General features: G+C 72.6%; 16 protein-coding genes. All 16 read right to left on the bottom strand.

The window, feature by feature from the left end; all coding sequences use genetic code 11:
- Positions 1 to 42: 42 nt before the first annotated feature.
- Positions 43 to 642 carry a TetR/AcrR family transcriptional regulator gene (locus tag AB0C78_RS09415; RefSeq protein ID WP_360744221.1) on the bottom strand — a complete coding sequence of 200 codons (600 nt, stop codon included), beginning with the start codon at positions 640 to 642 and terminating at the stop codon, positions 43 to 45.
- Positions 643 to 721: 79 nt separating this feature from the next.
- Positions 722 to 1,672: a hypothetical protein gene (locus AB0C78_RS09410; RefSeq protein ID WP_360744218.1), complete on the bottom strand. Its 951-nt coding sequence runs from the start codon at positions 1,670 to 1,672 to the stop codon at positions 722 to 724.
- On the bottom strand, positions 1,669 to 2,964 hold the full coding sequence (locus tag AB0C78_RS09405) for an MCE family protein (RefSeq protein ID WP_360744215.1): 1,296 nt from the start codon (positions 2,962 to 2,964) through the stop codon (positions 1,669 to 1,671). Before AB0C78_RS09405 ends, AB0C78_RS09410 begins: the two co-directional genes overlap by 4 nt.
- Entirely contained in the window at positions 2,961 to 4,001 is a 1,041-nt protein-coding gene (locus AB0C78_RS09400) for an MCE family protein (RefSeq protein WP_360744212.1), read from the bottom strand. The genes AB0C78_RS09405 and AB0C78_RS09400 overlap by 4 nt, the downstream gene beginning before the upstream one ends.
- An 8-nt stretch (positions 4,002 to 4,009) precedes the next feature.
- A complete protein-coding gene (locus AB0C78_RS09395) occupies positions 4,010 to 5,053 on the bottom strand; it encodes an MlaD family protein (RefSeq protein ID WP_360744209.1) in 1,044 nt (347 codons plus the stop codon).
- Positions 5,050 to 6,120: an MlaD family protein gene (locus AB0C78_RS09390; protein WP_360744206.1), complete on the bottom strand. Its 1,071-nt coding sequence runs from the start codon at positions 6,118 to 6,120 to the stop codon at positions 5,050 to 5,052. The genes AB0C78_RS09395 and AB0C78_RS09390 overlap by 4 nt, the downstream gene beginning before the upstream one ends.
- Positions 6,121 to 6,149: 29 nt before the next feature.
- Positions 6,150 to 7,310 carry an MCE family protein gene (locus tag AB0C78_RS09385; protein ID WP_360744203.1) on the bottom strand — a complete coding sequence of 387 codons (1,161 nt, stop codon included), beginning with the start codon at positions 7,308 to 7,310 and terminating at the stop codon, positions 6,150 to 6,152.
- Positions 7,310 to 8,377 carry an MlaD family protein gene (locus AB0C78_RS09380; protein WP_360744200.1) on the bottom strand — a complete coding sequence of 356 codons (1,068 nt, stop codon included), beginning with the start codon at positions 8,375 to 8,377 and terminating at the stop codon, positions 7,310 to 7,312. The genes AB0C78_RS09385 and AB0C78_RS09380 overlap by 1 nt, the downstream gene beginning before the upstream one ends.
- Positions 8,374 to 9,225, bottom strand: coding sequence for an ABC transporter permease (locus AB0C78_RS09375; RefSeq protein WP_360744197.1), 852 nt, complete (start codon positions 9,223 to 9,225; stop codon positions 8,374 to 8,376). The genes AB0C78_RS09380 and AB0C78_RS09375 overlap by 4 nt, the downstream gene beginning before the upstream one ends.
- A gap of 10 nt (positions 9,226 to 9,235) precedes the next feature.
- Positions 9,236 to 9,997 carry an ABC transporter permease gene (locus AB0C78_RS09370; RefSeq protein ID WP_225991973.1) on the bottom strand — a complete coding sequence of 254 codons (762 nt, stop codon included), beginning with the start codon at positions 9,995 to 9,997 and terminating at the stop codon, positions 9,236 to 9,238.
- Between the two features lie 414 nt (positions 9,998 to 10,411).
- Positions 10,412 to 11,620: a cytochrome P450 gene (locus AB0C78_RS09365; protein ID WP_360744194.1), complete on the bottom strand. Its 1,209-nt coding sequence runs from the start codon at positions 11,618 to 11,620 to the stop codon at positions 10,412 to 10,414.
- A gap of 14 nt (positions 11,621 to 11,634) precedes the next feature.
- A complete protein-coding gene (locus AB0C78_RS09360) occupies positions 11,635 to 12,471 on the bottom strand; it encodes a mycofactocin-coupled SDR family oxidoreductase (RefSeq protein ID WP_360744191.1) in 837 nt (278 codons plus the stop codon).
- A gap of 29 nt (positions 12,472 to 12,500) precedes the next feature.
- Positions 12,501 to 13,196 carry an SRPBCC family protein gene (locus AB0C78_RS09355; RefSeq protein WP_360744188.1) on the bottom strand — a complete coding sequence of 232 codons (696 nt, stop codon included), beginning with the start codon at positions 13,194 to 13,196 and terminating at the stop codon, positions 12,501 to 12,503.
- Positions 13,193 to 13,693: a (2Fe-2S)-binding protein gene (locus AB0C78_RS09350; RefSeq protein ID WP_360744185.1), complete on the bottom strand. Its 501-nt coding sequence runs from the start codon at positions 13,691 to 13,693 to the stop codon at positions 13,193 to 13,195. Before AB0C78_RS09350 ends, AB0C78_RS09355 begins: the two co-directional genes overlap by 4 nt.
- Positions 13,686 to 14,585 (bottom strand): xanthine dehydrogenase family protein subunit M, encoded by a 900-nt coding sequence (locus tag AB0C78_RS09345; RefSeq protein ID WP_360744182.1) that lies wholly within the window; start codon positions 14,583 to 14,585, stop codon positions 13,686 to 13,688. The genes AB0C78_RS09350 and AB0C78_RS09345 overlap by 8 nt, the downstream gene beginning before the upstream one ends.
- Positions 14,582 to 16,924: a xanthine dehydrogenase family protein molybdopterin-binding subunit gene (locus AB0C78_RS09340; RefSeq protein WP_360744179.1), complete on the bottom strand. Its 2,343-nt coding sequence runs from the start codon at positions 16,922 to 16,924 to the stop codon at positions 14,582 to 14,584. The genes AB0C78_RS09345 and AB0C78_RS09340 overlap by 4 nt, the downstream gene beginning before the upstream one ends.
- Positions 16,925 to 16,968: the final 44 nt, after the last annotated feature.

Genomic DNA, 16,968 nt, shown 5'->3' with positions numbered 1-16,968 from the left:
GCCCGTGCACGAGCAGGCGCAAGCGTCCCGGGAAGGGGGACGTCAGGGGGTGGTCTTGGCGAGCAGGGCGGGCGTCAGCCAGCGGCGGAGGAAGGGACGCGGGTCGTCCCCCGTCGCCTCCGGCACCGAAAGGTAGGAGTAGAGCAGGCGCATGAAGAACTCGGCGAGCCCGGTGAGCTCCCCGCCGTCATAGCCGAGGGCGGCCCAGTCGATGTCGAGCCGGGACAGGAACACCTTCATCTCGTCCAGGGCGGCGGCCGAGAGGATCTCGGGGCCGAACATGGGGGCGCGGCCGGTGGCGAAGATCATCCCGACGTGCGGGTCGCGGGGCAGCTGCTCCACGGCCAGCGCGAACACCTCGACGAGGATCTCGGCGGGGTCGGTCAGCGGCCCGATGGCGGCCGCGATCCGCGCCTCGAACTCGGCGGCCGCGGCGAACCCCGCCGCCTTCATCAGCTCGTCGATGTTGCGGTAGTAGCGGTACACCGTCGCGCGGGTGACGCCGAGCTCCTCGGCGACCTGCGTGAATCCGGTCTTGTGCGCGCCGAACCGGTCCACGCACCGGATCAGCGCGCCGATGATGCGCCGCCGGGCCTCGTCGTCGTCGCGAGGAGGATCGCCTCGCCACCCGTGCGTGCGCATCAGTGCCTTTCACAGCGGACGCTCCGGCCGGAGCGGTGAAGGAAACCGGCGTGCGGCCGGGACGGCGTCGCGCCCCGCGTCACCGCGACGGCCGGGCCGAGGGGACGGCGCCCGGCAGCCCGGAGGAGCCGGTCCCGCCCGGGACGGGCTTGCCGTTCTCGTCGGTGGCGGACTCCACGCCCTGGCTCAGCAGCGTGATGTTACCAGCCAGCCATTTCCCCGAGACGAGCTTCATGCTGAGCGCGACCGTCGCGCCGCTGTTGGCCTGCACCGTCTTGCCCGTCGTCACCTTCGTGTTGATGACCACCACGACGTTGGCGGCGCCGCGCTTGACGGCGCCCGGGTAGACGCCGGTGACGGTGGCCCGCGAGCTGACCTTGTTGGTGGTGAAGTAGCTGGTCAGGGTGTCGGCGGTGGGCCGGATGGCGTCGGCGGCGGCCTTGGTGAGCAGCGGGTACTTCGCGGCGAACGATTGGGCCATGTGCTGGTAGTCCCAGTTGAAGAAGACGTCGGCGACCTTGCGCGCGCTGGCGGCGAGGTCGCGCTGCCTCCGGGCGTCCGCGGACAGGTCACCCTTCTGCTGCCAGACGACGCACAGGAGCGCGGTCACCGCGACCAGCGCGACGGCGGGGACGATCGTCAGGACGCGCACGGCGATCGTCTTGCGGCGGCTCCTCTTGCCGAACGGCCCGCTCGCGAGCGACGCCGCCCACACCTTCGGCGCCACTTCGGGGATCCGAGGCGCGGACGTGGCCGCGGCCTTGCGCGTGAACCGGCGCGGCTTCTCCCGCGGGGCCTCGCCGTCGTCGTCGACCTCGGCGGTGTCGTCTTCGTCCTCGGTGTCGCCGGTCGGCTCGTCCGCCGCTCCGGTGGTCTGTTCTTCGCCGCCGCCGGGATCCGCGGCCGCGCTCTTCTTCCTGACGACGACGTAGACCCGCTCGTACTCCTCGTCGGTCTCCGGGAGGTCCGCCTCGTCGATCTCCTGGACGTCCTCGGCGGGCGTCCGGGCGGCCGGGGCCTTGGTCTTCATCGGCTTCTCCTTCTCCAGATCGGGCGCCATGCCACGCCGAGCATGCTCATGACGACGCGCAGCAGGACCAGGCCCGCCAGCAGGGGCGGCAGGTAGATCAGCCAGGCCGGCGGCCCGTGGTGCTCGGGGGCGGTGTCGGCGGCGTTGCCGGCGGGCACCGCGGTCGCGGTGGTCGCGGTCCCCGTCGCGGAGCCGCCCTTGGCGGTCGTCTCCGCCTTCTTCAGCGGAGGGCTCTGCTGGGCGGGCAGGTCCACGCCCGGGCAGGACGGGATGCGCGGGATCGACGGCAGCGGCGTGAGGTTGCGGTACTCGACGGCGCCCTTCTCCGGCGTCAGCGTGAGGATGAACTTGATGTTGAGGTTGGGCTGGCCGTTGACGAACGTGATGACGCCGCGCATCGCGGACGCCAGCTGGGGCGACCACTGCAGACCCCGGGAGAGGTCGGACACGTTGGCGGGCGTCAGCAGTGCCGGCAGGGCGTCGCCGAGGGCGCCGAGCATGCACTGCGCGGCGGGCCGCGACTCGCGCAGCACCTTGGCGGTGCGCGCCAGCAGGTCGGGGGTGGTGTCGCGGATCCGGACGAGCGAGTCGTTCACGTCGGCGAGCGAGGAGGTGATGTCGGCGGTGGCGGTGATCCCGGCGGCCAGGTCGGCGCGCTTCCCGGCGAGGACGCCGGTCAGTGCGCCGAGGTTGGTGATCAGGCTGTCGAGCGTGGTGGTGTTGCTCGCGAACGTCCGGGCGAGCTGGGAGGCGCCGTCGACGCTGAGCCGGAGCGTGTCGCCGCGCCCGTCCAGTCCCCGCGCCAGCTCCCGGGTGACGATCCTGAGGTTCGCGGGGTCGAGCCCGTTGACGGCCTTGGTCACGGACGCGAACAGGTCGCCGTAGCTCTCGCTGACGCTCGTCCTGGACAGCGGGATGACGTCGCCGGGGCGCATCGGGGGCGCGTCGGCCCGGCCGCCCGCCGGTTCCAGGTCCACGTACGGCTCGCCGATCGCGGACTTGAGCGCGGCCGTGGCGGTGACGCCCTGCGGGACCCGCCGGCCCTTGTCGATGGCGAGGCGGACGACGACCTTCCCGCCGTCGAGCCGGACCGACTGGATCTTGCCGACGGCGACGCCGAGGTAGGTCACGTCGAATCCGGGCTGCAGGCCCCGCGAGTCGGTGAACTGCGCGCTGATCCGGTACGGGCGGGAGAACGGGTCGAAGCCGAGGACGTTGCGCACCGCCCACACCGTGAGGACGACCCCGAGCAGCGCGAACACGGCCAGGTTGACCCTGATCCGGCGGGTCACCGCTGCGGTCCCAGCATCCGGACGAGCTCGGCCAGCGACGACGGCGTCCGTCCGGCGCCGCGGGTGGCCGAGCCGTTGAAGTCCATCACCGGATAGGTGAGCAGCTGCCCGTTGTAGACCTGCCTGGGCATCCGGCTCACGAACTCCTGGACGCGGTTGATGAGCGTGCCGAGCTTGGTCCTGTCGGAGGCGAGCACCTGCAGCGTGGGGCCCATCTGCTCGATGAGCCGGCGGAGCTGGTCGGTGTGCCCGATGAGGACGGTGTCGTTCACGGTCCGGGCGAGGTCGGACAGGGAGTGCACCGCAGTGAGGATCTTCTGCCGGTCGTCCGCGAGGAGTCTCGTGGCGTCGGCGACCCGTCCCGGCAGCCGCTTCAGCGAGTCCTCGTGCGAGGCGAGCTTCTCGCCGAGGCCGGCGAGGTCGTCGACGGCCCGCCCGAGCTGCTCGCGGCGGGCGCCGAACGTCTTCAGCAGCGTGTCCGCGTTGGCGATCATCGCGTTCAGCTGCGGGCCGCGGCCGGCGAACGCGGTGCTCGCGGTGCGCACCAGCCCGGGGGCGTCGCCGTCGGCGAGGGCGCCGACGAGCGGGGCGGCCTTGCCGACGATGTCCTCGAAGCCGGGACTGGTGGTGGTCTGGGCGAGGCGGGCGTGGTCGGCGAGGAACGGCCCCTGGTTCAGCGCCCGGCCCGGCGGCGGCTGGAGCTGGACGTAGTTCTCGCCGAGCAGCGAGGTCGTGGTGACCTTCGCGGTCGTCCCGGTGGGGATGTGCACGCCCTTCTTGATCGACATGGTGACCCGGGAGCGGTAGCCGCTCCCCGCGTCCACCAGCGTGATCTTCGTGACGGAGCCGACGGCGACGTCCGCGACCTTGACGCTGTGCCCGGTGACGAGGTTCTGCACGTCGGCGAAGTCGGCGGTGAGGGTGAGCGGCCCCTTCGGCGCGTGCAGCGTCTGGACCGAGCAGCCGGACAGCGCCGCGCAGCCCGCCAGCACCGCGCAGAGCACGAGCGTCCCGGCGCGCAGGAGGGTTCGTGTCACGGTGGCTCCTACTGGCAGTTGGAGTAGGGGGGCGGGAGCGGGCACGGCACGCTCTCGTCGATCGTGGGCGACTTCAGGACCGCGGCCAGGTAGGACCGCGCGAAGTTGTCGAGGGTGACCCGCAGGACGATCGCGTGGTTCTCCGGCTGGTAGGCGTTGACGAACTGGAACGCGATGTTCGGCAGCGCCTGCAGCACGCCGCCGAGCGTGTCCGCGCTGCCCTTGAGCGTCAGGCTGACCTGCGCGGTCTTCTCCAGGTCGGAGGGGATCGTGTCCTGGTGCATCTTGATGAGGACGTCGCCGCGCTCGGCGAGGTCGGCGATCGCCTCGACCAGCGTCCGGATGCTCTGGCGCTCGTTCGCCAGCATCGTCGACGCCTTGGAGAAGTCGCTGACGAGCCGGCCGAGCGTCTTCTCCCGGCCGCGGACGATCCCGGCGAGCCGGTCGAGGTTCTGCGCGACCTCGAGGAGCTGCTCGTCCTGCCCGGCGAGGCTGTTCACCAGCTGCCCGGCCTGCTGGAACGCCTGGTTGAAGGCGGCGCCGTTGCCGTTGAGGCTGCCGGCGGCGTTGCCGAGCGCGGTGTCGGCCTTGGCCGGGTCGACGTTGTCGAGGAGCCTGCCGAACGACTTGAGGGCGTCGTTGACCTCGACGGGGACCTGCGTCCGGTCGGTCCGCAGCACGGCGCCGTCCGCCATCCTCGCGAGGCCGGGGTGCCAGGCGGGGCTGAACGTCAGCGTGCGCTCGCCGATGAGGCTCAGCGGCACGATGGCGGCGGTGGCCGCGGCGGGCAGCGGCACGTCGCCGTCGATCGAGGCGACGACCCGGACCTGCCCGTTCACCGGGGTGACCGAGTCGACCTTCCCCACGTTGACGCCCATGACCTGCACCCGGGAGCCGGGATAGAACGACACGGCCCGGGTGAAGTAGGCGGTGACGTGGTAGGACGGCGTGGACGACAGCGCGCCCGGGAGCACCGAGCAGGCGCTGAGGGCGGCGCCGAGCACGGCCGCCATGGCGGCGGCGAGCGGGCGGCGCGGCGGTCGCATCCTCATCCTCCGACCTGCCCCGTCGGGACGAGCGGGTAGTTGGGCGGGTTGAAGTTCGGCTGCGGCCCGACCACGCCGGGCTGGACGGGGCCGAACCCGACGAACCCGCCCTCCATCCACCGGCCGCGGCGGCTGCCGGCGGTGCCGAGGCCGTAGAACGCGGGCCCGAACCAGGCGAGGGCGACGTTCATGGACGGCAGGTTCTCGCCCGCCACGGTCTGCGCGGCGAGGTGGAAGTCGTTGAGCACCGTGTTCAGCTGCTTCTGGTGCGTGGCGAGGGTGTCGTCGAGGCTCTTGACGACCCGGCTGCCGCTGCCGAGCGCGGCGGCGAGATCGTCGCGCCGCCGGACCAGCTCCTTCAGGAGCGTGTCGCCGTAGTCCAGCAGCTGCGTGAGCTGCCGGTCCTTGGACGCGAGCGCGCCGCTCAGCTTCCCGCTGTTGGCGATGATCGCGGCGACCTGCGGGAAGGAGTCGTTCAGCGCGGCGCTGACCTTCCGCAGGTCCGCGAGCATCTTCGCGGTCTCCTGCTGGGACGGCAGCTTCACCTTGGCGGCCTCGGCGAGCAGCCGGTCGACCGACCGGGCGTCCAGCTTCCCGGCGATGGTCGACGCGGAGCCGAGCGTGTTGCTCAGCGTGTACGGGATGCTGGTGCGCTCCAGCGGGATGCGCCTGCGGCCGTCCGGCAGCGTGTTCAGGTAGGGCCGCGCGACCGGCCCGGACAGCCGGATGTACTGCCCGCCCAGCAGGTTCGACAGCCGGATGTCGGCGTGCATCCGCGGGCCCAGCCTGATCCCGGAGTCGACCTTCCAGGTGACGACGACATGGCCGTTGCGGAAGTCGGGGCGGACGCCGGTGACCTTGCCGACCTTCACGCCGGCGAGCTGCACCTCGGCGCCCTTCTGCAGGCCGCCGGTGCCGGCGAAGACGCCGCTGACGGTGTAGCCGCCCTGGAAGAGGCCGAGGGTGCCGTAGGCGTACGCCGCGATCACCAGCGCGGCCAGCGTCGGGATCGTCACCGCGGCGATCGCCACGGGGCTGCGGTCGCGGAACGACCGCGTGAACGCGTCCTTCATCCGGCCTCTCGTCCGGTCCGTCCGCCCCATCACCCGCCCCCGTTCTGGCCGCCGAGGAACGCCAGCTTGACCATGGCCTGGAACACCCGCTGCTGGTCGGGGCTCAGCTTGGCGCCGTCGCCGGTCACCGCCGCCCCGCTGCTGGAACCGCCGGAGCCGCCGGGGCCGCTGGCGGGCGGGGGCGGCAGGTTCTCGGGGAACGGGCAGGTGTCGCTGTAGACGACGTTCATGCAGAGCGCGTTGCCGCGCAGGAACTTGCCGCCGTCCATGAGGGTCAGCAGCGCCTGCAGCGCCGCCGGCAGGCTCTTGATCATCTTGTCGATGTCGCGCATCCGGCGGTGCGCGATCTCCATCAGGTCGGTGGTGCCCTGCACCAGCCGGCCGAGCTGCGGGGCGGACCCGCCGAGCACCCTGTCCAGGTTGGTCGCGACGTCGCCGAGCCGCGTGCTCGCGGTGCCGAGGGCCGTGCGGTCCTGCGCGAAGGCCTGGGTGAGGTCGGTGAGGTTCCCGATGGTCTCGGTGATCTGCCGGTCGCGCGCCGCGAGCGCGTCGGTGACCGTCTTGTAGTCGCCGACCATCCGCCGGATCGTGTCGCTGCGCGACCCGAGCGTGCGCAGCAGCGCCGCCAGGTTCACCGACATCTGGTCGATCCTGTCCTGGTTGCCGTCCAGCGCGGTCGCGAACGACTGCAGGATCTTGTTGATCTCGTCCGGGTCGATCCCGCCGACCAGCGGCCCGAGGTCGTTGATGAGCGCGCCGAGGTCGGCCGCCGACCTGGTCCGGGTGAGCCGCTGGCCGTCCTTGAGCATGACGCGGCTCGAGCCGGTCTCCAGGTAGATCTCGCGCTTGCCGATGAGGTCCTTCCAGCGGATGACGGCCGAGGAGTCCACCGGGATGTGCAGCGACGGGCGGATCTTCATCCCCACCACCGCCCGCCCGTCCACCACCTTCACCGACGTCACCCGGCCGACCGGGGTGCCGGCGACCTTCACCTCGTCGCCCGACCGCAGGCCGCTGACGTCGTCGAACGTCGCCCGCAGATGCAGCCCGGACCCGAGGTCGGTGCCGACGATCCGGAACGCCATGTAGACGGTCAGCAGGGTCGTGACGACGCCGAACACCAGGAACTTGCGGGCCGAGCGCATGTCCAGGCCCTGCCTGCGCAGCCGGAGCCGGCGTGAGGCGGCCATCACTCGCCTCCGTTCGCGGGAGGGTTCGGCTTGTTCGGGACCGCGGGCTCGATCGGCCCGCAGATCCCCGGCAGCGAGTCGCACAGCGCGGTGCTCGGGTTGATGTGGATGGTGACCCGGGAGAGCAGCGTCCCGTGCGGCCCCGGGATGTTGGCGATGCCGGCCAGCTGCGTCAGGATGAGCCCGCTGCTGCTGATGAGGTCGGGGAAGTAGCCGCGGTACTTGGACAGGACGGAGGCCGCCGGTGTGAACGCGTCGATGGCGCGGCCCGCGGCCTTCGGGTTCGAGGCGAGGATCTGGTTCAGGGTGCGGGCCGACTCGTCCAGCCCGGCGAGCATCTTCGCGAACTGCCCGGGGTCCCCGGTGATGGACGGCGCGACCTTGGTCAGGTCGTCGGTGATCCGGCCGATCTCGTCGCCGTGCCGGGCCGCTGTGCCGGCGAGCGCGCCGCCATTGCCGATGAGCGTTCCGAGGTCGCCGCTGCGCCGCGCCGTCACGCCGAGCAGCTTCGAGGAGTCGTCGACGAGGCTCGCGAGCTCGGCTCCCCGGCCGTCCAGGCCGGTCCCCAGCGACCGCATGATGGTGGCGACGTCGTCCGGGCCGAGCGCGTCGAGCAGGTCGACGGTCGGCGCGGCGACGTCGGTGAGGTCCTGGGGGTCGCTGGTCCTGGCGATCGTGCCGCCGTCGCGCAGGTACGGCCCGCCGCCCTCGTCCCGGCCGGGCCGCAGGTCGACGTACTTGGGTCCGAACGCCGACAGCGGCGAGATCGCCGCCTCCGCGGTGACGGGCGCGCGGACCCCGTGGTCCAGCCGGATCCGCACCAGCGCCTTCCCCTCGGGGGTGAGGCGGACCGAGGCGACCTGCCCGACCTTGACGCCGCGGATCTTGACGTCGGAGCGGTCGTCCAGCCCCTCCCCCGCGCGGCCGAACGTCGCCCTCAGGTACGTCGAGCCGGGGTGGGTGTCGCGCGCGGCCAGATAGGACCCGAGCCCGGCGGCGGCGACGAGGGCGGCCCCGAGGGCGCCGAACCGGCGGCGGGTGCGCGGCGTGAGGTCGACGGTCCTCATCCGGTCAGGCTCACTGTTCCGCCGTTGCCCCAGAAGATGTAGGACAGCAGCAGGTTGACCATGACGATCGTCACCATGGACTCGCGGATCGCCTGCCCGGTCGCCAGCCCCACCCCGACCGGCCCGCCGGAGGCGTTGTAGCCGCGGTAGCAGTGGATGAGCACGATGATCACCGTGAAGACGACGACCTTGACGACGCTGTAGAACACGTCGATCGGCGGCAGGTAGAGGTGGAAGTAATAGTCGTAGATCCCGGGCGAGATGCCGAAGAAGTCGATGGAGATGATCCGGGTGGCGAAGAAGCTGGCGAACAGGGCCAGCAGGTACAGCGGGACGAGCGTGACCAGCGCGGCGGCGAGCCGGGTGCACACCAGGTAGGCGAGCGAGTTGATGCCCATGACCTCTAGGGCGTCGATCTCCTCGGAGATCCGCATCGCCCCGAGCTCGGCGGTGAACGACCCGCCGAGCTGGAACACCATCGCCACCCCCGCGATGATCGGCGTCACCTCGCGGACGTTGGCGTAGCTGGCGATGATCCCGGCGAGCGACTGCACGCCGACCCGCTGCAGGCCGGGGATGGCCTGCAGGCCGACGGTGGTGCCGGTGAAGAACGACATGAAGAAGATGACGACGACCATGCCGAGGCCCATCACGACCGCGCCGACGCCGGCGCTGATGTCGCTGACCTGCCGGACCACGGCCTTCAGGTGCTTCCCGCGCGCGATGTCGGCCACCATGTGGTGAAGGACCATCCCGGAGAAGACCAGGAACTCGGTGAACTCGGGGGCGCGCGGCCGCCATCGGCGGCGCAGCACCACGGCCGCGCGGTACGGGACGATGGAGTTCATCAGATCTCCGTCAGATCCGGGGCGGGAAGAGGCTGTAGGCCAGCGTCGACAGCACGTAGTTCGCCGCGAACACCAGCATCGCGGCGACGACGGCCGACTGGTTGACCGCGCGCCCGACGCCGCTCGCGCCGTACCGGCAGGTCATGCCCTTCCAGCAGGCCACCGCGGCGGCGATGAAGCCGAACACCCACGCCTTGAACAGGGTGATCAGCAGGTCGGAGAGCTGCAGGAGCGACGTCGCCCCGTCGAAGTAGGACCCGGGCGTCACGCCCTCCCGGATCACGTTGAAGAAGAACCCGCCGGCGATGCCCGCGAGGATGATCAGCGAGCAGAGCATCACGCCGACCGTGCTGGCCGCCCAGAGCCGGGGCGTGACGAGCCGGTGCACCGGGTTGATGCCCATGACCTCCATGGCGTCGAGCTCGTCGCGGATCCGCCGCGAGCCGATGTCGGAGGTGATGGCCGAGCCGCCGGCCCCCGAGATCAGCAGGGCCGCCGCCATCGGCGCGACCTGCGTGACCAGGGCCTGCACGACGGTGGCGCCGGTGCCGGACTCGGCGCCGATCTGCCGGACGATCTGCCCGACCTGCAGCGCGATCGTGCCGCCGAGCGGCAGCGCGATCAGCATCACCGGCAGGGTGGTGACGCGGGCGATGAACCAGCACTGCTCGATCCACTCGACCCACCAGCGGCGCACGTCCCAGGTCTTGCGAAAGCCCTCGAGCGTGATCGCGAACAGCAGGCCGGCCTGCTCCAGCCACCCGAAGAGCAGCCGCCGCGGCACCCCGGCCCAGGAGGGCCGGGGCGCGCGCAGGCGGTGTCCCGCTGCCGCGCTCATGGACGTGTTCCCTGCCGTTCGCGCATCCTCTGCTCCCCCTCGTCGGACGGCGGCCCGAAGCGCGTTGATAACTTTCGGTGTCGACTGTGAGAGTTCAGTTCTTCATTCTGAGAACACAGATAAGCAGTTTTCGAGTCTGTGACTCTCGTCTCAGGCGAAAGACAGTACATCCCCGGCCTCGCAGTACTGTCAAGTGGCTGTCCGCGAAAGAACGCGGACGGTGCGTGATCACCATCGGGCCTCGGCGGCCCGCCGGGCATGCCGGGGCCGCCGCGGTCGTCGGGCGACGCCTCCGCCGGTACGCGGGCGCTCAGGAGGCCGCCCGCACGGCCTCCTGAGCGGGGCGCTTCAGCGCAGGACGAGCGGCAGCCTCTCCCATCCCCGGACGGTCGACGTCTGCGCGAGCTTGGCGCCGTCCCAGTCCACCTCCCAGGTCGGGAAGCGCCGCAGCAGCTCCTCCAGCGCCACCCGTCCCTCCAGCCGGGCGAGCGCGGCGCCGAGGCAGTAGTGCGCGCCGACGCCGAACGCCAGGTGCTGGCCCATCTTGCGGTGGACGTCGAAGCGGTCCGGGTCCGGATAGCGCCGCTCGTCGCGGTTGGCGGCGGCGAGGACGAGCATCATCGCGCTGCCCTCCGGCACCGTCCGCCCGTAGAACTCCACGTCCCGGGTCACGTACCGCGCCGCGAAGGGGCCGGGCGACTGGAAGCGCAGCACCTCCTCCACCGCGTTGGCGATCAGCGACGGGTCGTCGACGAGCTCGCGGCGCTGGTCCGGATGGTCGGCGAGGACCGACGCGATCCACCCGATGAGCCGTCCCGTGGTCTCGTTGCCGGCGCCCGCGACGACCGTGCAGTAGACGAGCACCTCGTCGCGGGTGAGGGTGCGCCGCTCGCCGTTCTCGTCCTCGAACTCGGCGGTCATCAGCATCGTCATGAGGTCGTCGGACGGGTGCTCGCGCCGCCAGTCGATGTAGTCGCCGAACATCTCGTTGCTGAGCCCGGCGCCGCCCTGCAGGTCCATCTGCCCGCCGGCCTCGGTGCGCAGGCTCTCGTCGGCGGACTCGCGCAGCGCTTCCAGGTCGGCGTCCGGGATCCCGAACAGCATGCCGATGACCCGCATCGGCATGTCGGTGGCGACGGCCTCGACGATGTCGAACCGGTCCCGCCCCACCAGCGGGTCGAGGGTGCGGACGCAGAAGTCGCGCACCCGCGGCTCCAGCTCGGCGATGCGGCGCGGGGTGAAGACGCGGGCCAGCAGCCTGCGGTGGATGTCGTGGATCTCGGGATCCTCGAAGATGAGGGTGCCCGGCGGCATCACGATGCCCGACTTGACGAACTCGAGGATGTTGCCGCGCGCCGAGGAGAACGTCTGCCAGTCCGGCAGGCACCGGTCGACGTCGTCGTACCGGCCGAGGGCGTAGAAGTCGTGCTTCTCGTTGTAGTAGAGCGGCGCCTCGTCCCTGAGCCGGCGGTACGTCGGGTACGGGTCGGGGGTGAACCGCGGGTCGTAGGGGTCCCAGTAGAAGGCGTCGCCGGTGTCCATGTCGTCGGTGCCCATCCGATCCCTCCGGGTCACTTGAGCATCGAGCCCGCGTCGATGGGAAGCGGGACGCCGGTGATGTAGCGGGCCTCGTCCGAGACGAGGAACAGGACGGCGTTGGCGATGTCCTCGGCCTCGACCCAGGGCACCGGGAGCGCGTTCATCATCTGCGAGATGGGCGCCATGTCCTCCTGGGTCGGGTTCTCCAGGTCGGGACGGAACATCCGGTAGGTGAGGTCGTTCAGCAGCATCGGCGTGCCCACCTGCGTCGGATGGACGGAGTTGACGCGGATGTTGTGCTGCGCCAGCTCGACGGCCATCGACCGCATCAGCCCGACCACGCCGTGCTTGCCGGCGACGTAGTTGGCGATGTTGGGGTGCGCCTTCAGGCCGCCGACGGAGCTGGTCAGCACGATGGCGCCGCCGCGCCCCCCGGCGATGAGGTGCGGGATGGCGGCCTTGCCGGTGTGGAACACGCCGGTCAGGTTGACGTCGATCGAGTCGCGCCACAGCTTCTCGTCGAGGTCCTGGATGGGGGCGCCGTCGGCGGCGAGGCCGGCGTTGGCCACCACGATGTCGAGCCGTCCCAGCTGGGTGACGCCGTCGTCGACGGCGGCCTTCAGCCCGTCGTAGTCGCGCACGTCGACCTGGGCGGCGACGACGCGGCGGCCCGTCGCCTTCACCTGCGCCACGGTCTCGTCCAGGTCCTCGGGGGTGGACATGGGGATCGGCACGGTGTCGAGCTGCTTGCAGATGTCGATCGCGATGATGTCCGCGCCTTCCTGTGCGAGGCGCACGGCGTGGGCGCGTCCCTGCCCGCGGGCGGCTCCGGTGATGAACGCGACCTTGCCTTCGACTCGTCCGGGCATCGCTTCCTCTTCTCTCGGGTGGGGGTGGGCTACGGGCGCCCGGCCCGCCGCCGGCGGCGGACGGCCAGGAGCACCATGAGCAGGGCGAGGCCCGCCGCGGCCGGCGCGGCGGCGAGGCGGGCCGCGCCGGGGCCGGCGGTGCGGAGCAGGTCCACGGGCTCGGCCCGCCGTCCGGCGGCCGCGGGTTCGGCGGGGTCTGCGGGTTCGGCGGGGTCTGCGGCGGGCGGGGGCGGTGCGTCCCCGGACCCGGAGGAGGCGTCCGGGGCCGGGGACGCGTCCCCGCCGGGCGCGATCTCCTCGGCGAGGTTCGCGGCGAACCTGCCGAGGAGGGCGGCCGAGACGTCGGCGAGGGCGCCGCGGCCGAACTGCGCGGGCTTGCCGGTGATGGCGAGGTCGGTCTCCACCCGGACGTCGGTGGTGTCGCCGCGTCCGGTGAGGCGGCAGGTGACGACCGCCTTCGCGGTGCCGCCGCCGCGCGTCTCCCGCCCGGCGGCCTCCATCACCGCGACCCCGGCGTCCTCGTCGAGCGAGACGAACGCGACCGACCCGCTGTAGGTGAGGCCGATCGGGCCGAGCCTGACCTTGACCTTCCCGTCGAAGCGGTCGCCGTCGCGGGAGGTGAGCGTCGCGCCCGGAACGCACGGGGCGATCCGCTCGATGTCGAGCAGGACGCGCCACGCCTCGTCCGCGGGCACGGGGATCGTGAAGGCGTTCTCCAGCTTCATCCGGTCTCCTCCGGCGCGGCGGCGCCCGCGGACGGGCCCGCCGCCGCGCGGACGGCCTTGAGGATCCCCTGGTAGCCGGTGCAGCGGCACAGGTTGCCGGACAGGCCGTCGCGGATCTGCTCGTCGGTGGGGTCGGGGTTGTCGCGCAGGAACGCCGTCACGGAGACGACGAACCCGGGCGTGCAGAAGCCGCACTGCAGGCCGTGGTGGTCGCGGAACGCCTGCTGCACCGGGGACAGCTCGCCGTCCGGCGAGGCGATCCCCTCCACGGTGGTGATCTCGGCGCCGTCGGCCTGCACGGCGAGGACGAGGCAGGCGCGGACGGCCTGCCCGTCCAGCAGGACGGTGCACGCGCCGCAGACGCCGTGCTCGCAGCCGAGGTGGGTGCCGGTGAGCCCGCACCGCTCGCGCAGGAAGTCGGCGAGGGTGAGCCGGGGCGGCACGGACGCGCTCCGCGGCCCGCCGTTGACCCGCATCCGGACGGTGACGTCAGCCATTCGCAGCCTCCTCGGCGGCGCGCCGCCCGGCCTCTTCGGCGGCGCGCCGCCATGCGCGCGCCACGATGACGGCGCCGACGTGCGCGCGGTGGTCGGCGGACGCGTGCAGGTCGGCGGGGACCGCGTCCAGTTCCCCGATGGCCGTGCGGCCGAGTTCGTCGGGGTCGATGTCGGCCAGTGCGGCGCCGGTCGCGGCCGTCTCCGCGGCCGGGGCGCGCAGCGGCGTGGAGCCGAGCCCGAACAGCCCGATCCCGCAGCGGGCGACCCGGCCGGCGTCGTCCACTTCGACAGCGACGGCCGCGCCGGCGATGGCGAAGTCGCCGCCGCGCCTCGCGAACTCCTCGATCGCGAAGCCGCTGCGCCCGCGCCGGACCGGGAGGTCGATCGCGGTCAGGAGCTCGTCCTCGTCCAGCGCGGTGCTCCACAGGCCGGTGAAGAAGTCCCCGGCGGGGATGGTGCGGGTGCCGCGCGGCGAGACCGCCTGGAGTTCCGCGTCGAGTGCGAGGACGACGGCGGGGTACTCGGCGGCGGCGTCGGCGTGCGCGAGCGATCCCCCGACGGTGCCGCGGTTCCGGATCTGGAAGTGCCCGATCAGCGGGGTGGCGCGGGCCATCAGCGGGACGGACCGGGCGACCTCGGCGGACCGCGCGACGGCCGCCTGCGTGGTGCCCGCCCCGATCCGGACCGTCGCGCCGCGCTCCTCGACGCCGCGCAGGCCGTCCAGCCTGCGCAGGTCCACGAGGTGCTCGGGGTTGGCGAGCCGGAGCGCGAGCATCGGGACGAGGCTCTGCCCGCCCGCGATGGCCTTGGCGTCCTCGCCGAGTTCGGCGAGCAGCCCGACGGCCTCGTCCACGTCGCCGGGGACGTGGTACTCGAACGACGGCGGTTTCATCGCGTCACCGTCCCGTCCGCGCCGCGCACCAGCGCCACGATCGTCTCGGGCGTCAGCGGCAGGCTGGTGATCTCCGCGCCGAACGGCGCGAGCGCGTCGGCGACGGCGTTCGCCACCGCCGGCGGCGCGCCGATCGCACCGCCCTCGCCGACGCCCTTGTAGCCGCCGGGCCCCGGCGACGGCGTCTCGACGTGGCCGTACTCGATGTCGGGTATCTCGGCGGCCGTGGGCAGCAGGTAGTCCATGAAGGTGGTGGCGACGGGGTTGCCGTCGGCGTCGTAGGCGAGGTGCTCGCAGAGCGCGTTGCCGATGCCCTGCACGACGCCGCCCGCGATCTGCCCCTCCACGACGTTCGGGTTGATCATCGGGCCGCAGTCCTCGCTGACGATGTAGCGCAGCAGCTTCACCGCGCCGGTCACCACGTCCACCTCGCAGGTGCACAGGTGGGTGGCGTTGGCGTAGATGAGCGGGTGCTCCGGCCGGTACCGGCCGGACGCCTCCAGGCCCGCCGGCACGTCCGGCGGCAGGGTCTCCGGCTGGAAATAGGCGGCGTTCGCGATCTCGGCGAGCGTGACGCCCGCCTCCGGCACGCCGCGCACGCGGGCGCGCCCGCCGTCCAGCTCGATGTCGCCGGGGTCGGCCTCCAGCCGGTGCGCCGCGATCGCGACGATCCGCTCCCGCAGCACCGACGCCGTCTCCGCCACGGCGCCCGCGGTCATCGAGCCCGACCGGCTGCCGGCCGCGCCGCCGCCGAACGGGGTGACGGCCGTGTCGCCCTGCACCGTGCTGACGTCGGCGATGTCCACGCCGAGCGCGTCCGCGGTGAGCTGCACGACCGTGGTCTCGATGCTGTTGCCGCTCGACCCGCCGGACACGTACACGTTGACCTTGCCGGACGGCTCGATCCGGATCGTCGCGCCCTCGGTGGCGTGCAGCGCCATCGCGGCCGAGGTCGGCTCCACGTACGTGCAGGTGCCGACGCCGATGTACCGGCCCTCCGCGCGGGCGAGCTCCTGCTCGCGCCGGAACGCCTCGTAGTCGAGCATCTTCAGCGCCTGCTCGAACGTCTCCAGCGGCGTGATGCCGTCGTAGGGGACGCCGCACGGGTTGGTGTACGGCAGCTCGTCGCGGCGCAGCAGGTTCCGGCGGCGCAGTTCGGCCGGGTCGAGGCCCATCCTGCGGGCGGCCGAGTCCAGGAGCAGCTCGCGCGCCAGCGACTCGAACTGCCACGGCCCGCGGTAGGCGGTGCGGCCGGAGGTGTTGGAGAACACCGACGCCGTCGCCCACGCGGCCTTCGGGACGCGGTACGGGCCGGGGAAGAACATCCCGACCGCCGCGGACGTCCCGACCGGCCACGGCACCGGGTAGGCGCCGACGTCCTCGACGTAGTCGATCGCGGCGGCGAGGATCGCGCCGCCGTCGTCGAGGGCGATCCGGACGTCGCCGTGGGCGTGCCGCGCCATGCCGGCCGACTGGAGGTTCTCCCGCCGGTCCTCGATCCACTTCAGCGGGCCGGGCACCTTGCGGGCGGCGAGCATGACGCACATGTCCTCGCGCTGCGGGATCACCTTCTGCCCGAAGCCGCCGCCGGTGTCGCGCATCACCACCCGCACCCGCTGCTCGGGCAGCCCCAGCAGCCGGGAGCAGAACAGCCGCACCTCGTGCGGGGACTGCGTCGCCGCCCAGATCGTCAGCTCGCCGGCCGGCCCGGACCATTCGGCGACCATGCCGCGCGTCTCGATCGGCACCTGGCTGCAGGCCTGCTGGCGGATCGTGCGCCGCACGACCACGGGCGCCTCGGCGAAGACGGGCTCGACCTCCTCGAACGGCGCGCCGGGGAACTCGCCCGCGAGGTTGCCGGGGTAGCCGTCGTGCACCAGCTCCGCGGACTCCCCCGCGGCGGCGTAGTCGACGACCGGGGGCAGCGGCTCGTAGTCGACGGCGACCAGCTCGGCGGCGTCCTCGGCGACGTAGCGGTCGGTGGCGACCACCATCGCGACCGGGTCGCCGACGAACCGGACCTCGCCCTCGGCGAGCGGGGGCCGCGGCGTGTCCGGGACGTCCTTGCCGATCAGCGTGTACCACTGCTCGCGCACGTCCGGGTTGAGGTCCGCGGCGGTGAACACCGCGTGGACGCCGTCGACGGCGAGCGCCTCGGCCGCGTCGACGCCGAGGATCCGGGCGCGCGCCAGGGGGCTGCGGACGAAGCAGGCGTGCAGCATCCCGGGCCGCGTGACGTCGTCGACGTAGGTGCCGTGGCCGGTCAGCAGCCGCGGGTCCTCCACGCGCGGGACCCGCGTTCCGGCGTACCGCGCCGCGGCCGCCGCCGCGCCGGTCACGGGCGCACCGGCCCGGGCGTCCGGCTGCCGGCGGCCGGCCGGAC

Origin of the sequence: Actinomadura sp. NPDC048394 (genome assembly GCF_040651755.1) — a bacterium.
GTDB lineage: Bacteria > Actinomycetota > Actinomycetes > Streptosporangiales > Streptosporangiaceae > Spirillospora > Spirillospora montaniterrae.
This window is presented reverse-complemented; position numbering and strand designations above follow the sequence as displayed.

What these genes read in the sequence shown, in the direction of transcription:
- AB0C78_RS09385 (WP_360744203.1), bottom strand. Translation starts at nt 7,310, where the DNA reads ATGGCCGCCTCACGCCGGCTCCGGCTGCGCAGGCAGGGCCTGGACATG.
- AB0C78_RS09415 (WP_360744221.1), bottom strand. Translation starts at nt 642, where the DNA reads ATGCGCACGCACGGGTGGCGAGGCGATCCTCCTCGCGACGACGACGAG.
- AB0C78_RS09380 (WP_360744200.1), bottom strand. Translation starts at nt 8,377, where the DNA reads ATGAGGACCGTCGACCTCACGCCGCGCACCCGCCGCCGGTTCGGCGCC.
- AB0C78_RS09375 (WP_360744197.1), bottom strand. Translation starts at nt 9,225, where the DNA reads ATGAACTCCATCGTCCCGTACCGCGCGGCCGTGGTGCTGCGCCGCCGA.
- AB0C78_RS09365 (WP_360744194.1), bottom strand. Translation starts at nt 11,620, where the DNA reads ATGGGCACCGACGACATGGACACCGGCGACGCCTTCTACTGGGACCCC.
- AB0C78_RS09360 (WP_360744191.1), bottom strand. Translation starts at nt 12,471, where the DNA reads ATGCCCGGACGAGTCGAAGGCAAGGTCGCGTTCATCACCGGAGCCGCC.
- AB0C78_RS09410 (WP_360744218.1), bottom strand. Translation starts at nt 1,672, where the DNA reads ATGAAGACCAAGGCCCCGGCCGCCCGGACGCCCGCCGAGGACGTCCAG.
- AB0C78_RS09350 (WP_360744185.1), bottom strand. Translation starts at nt 13,693, where the DNA reads ATGGCTGACGTCACCGTCCGGATGCGGGTCAACGGCGGGCCGCGGAGC.
- AB0C78_RS09390 (WP_360744206.1), bottom strand. Translation starts at nt 6,120, where the DNA reads ATGAAGGACGCGTTCACGCGGTCGTTCCGCGACCGCAGCCCCGTGGCG.
- AB0C78_RS09395 (WP_360744209.1), bottom strand. Translation starts at nt 5,053, where the DNA reads ATGAGGATGCGACCGCCGCGCCGCCCGCTCGCCGCCGCCATGGCGGCC.
- AB0C78_RS09345 (WP_360744182.1), bottom strand. Translation starts at nt 14,585, where the DNA reads ATGAAACCGCCGTCGTTCGAGTACCACGTCCCCGGCGACGTGGACGAG.
- AB0C78_RS09355 (WP_360744188.1), bottom strand. Translation starts at nt 13,196, where the DNA reads ATGAAGCTGGAGAACGCCTTCACGATCCCCGTGCCCGCGGACGAGGCG.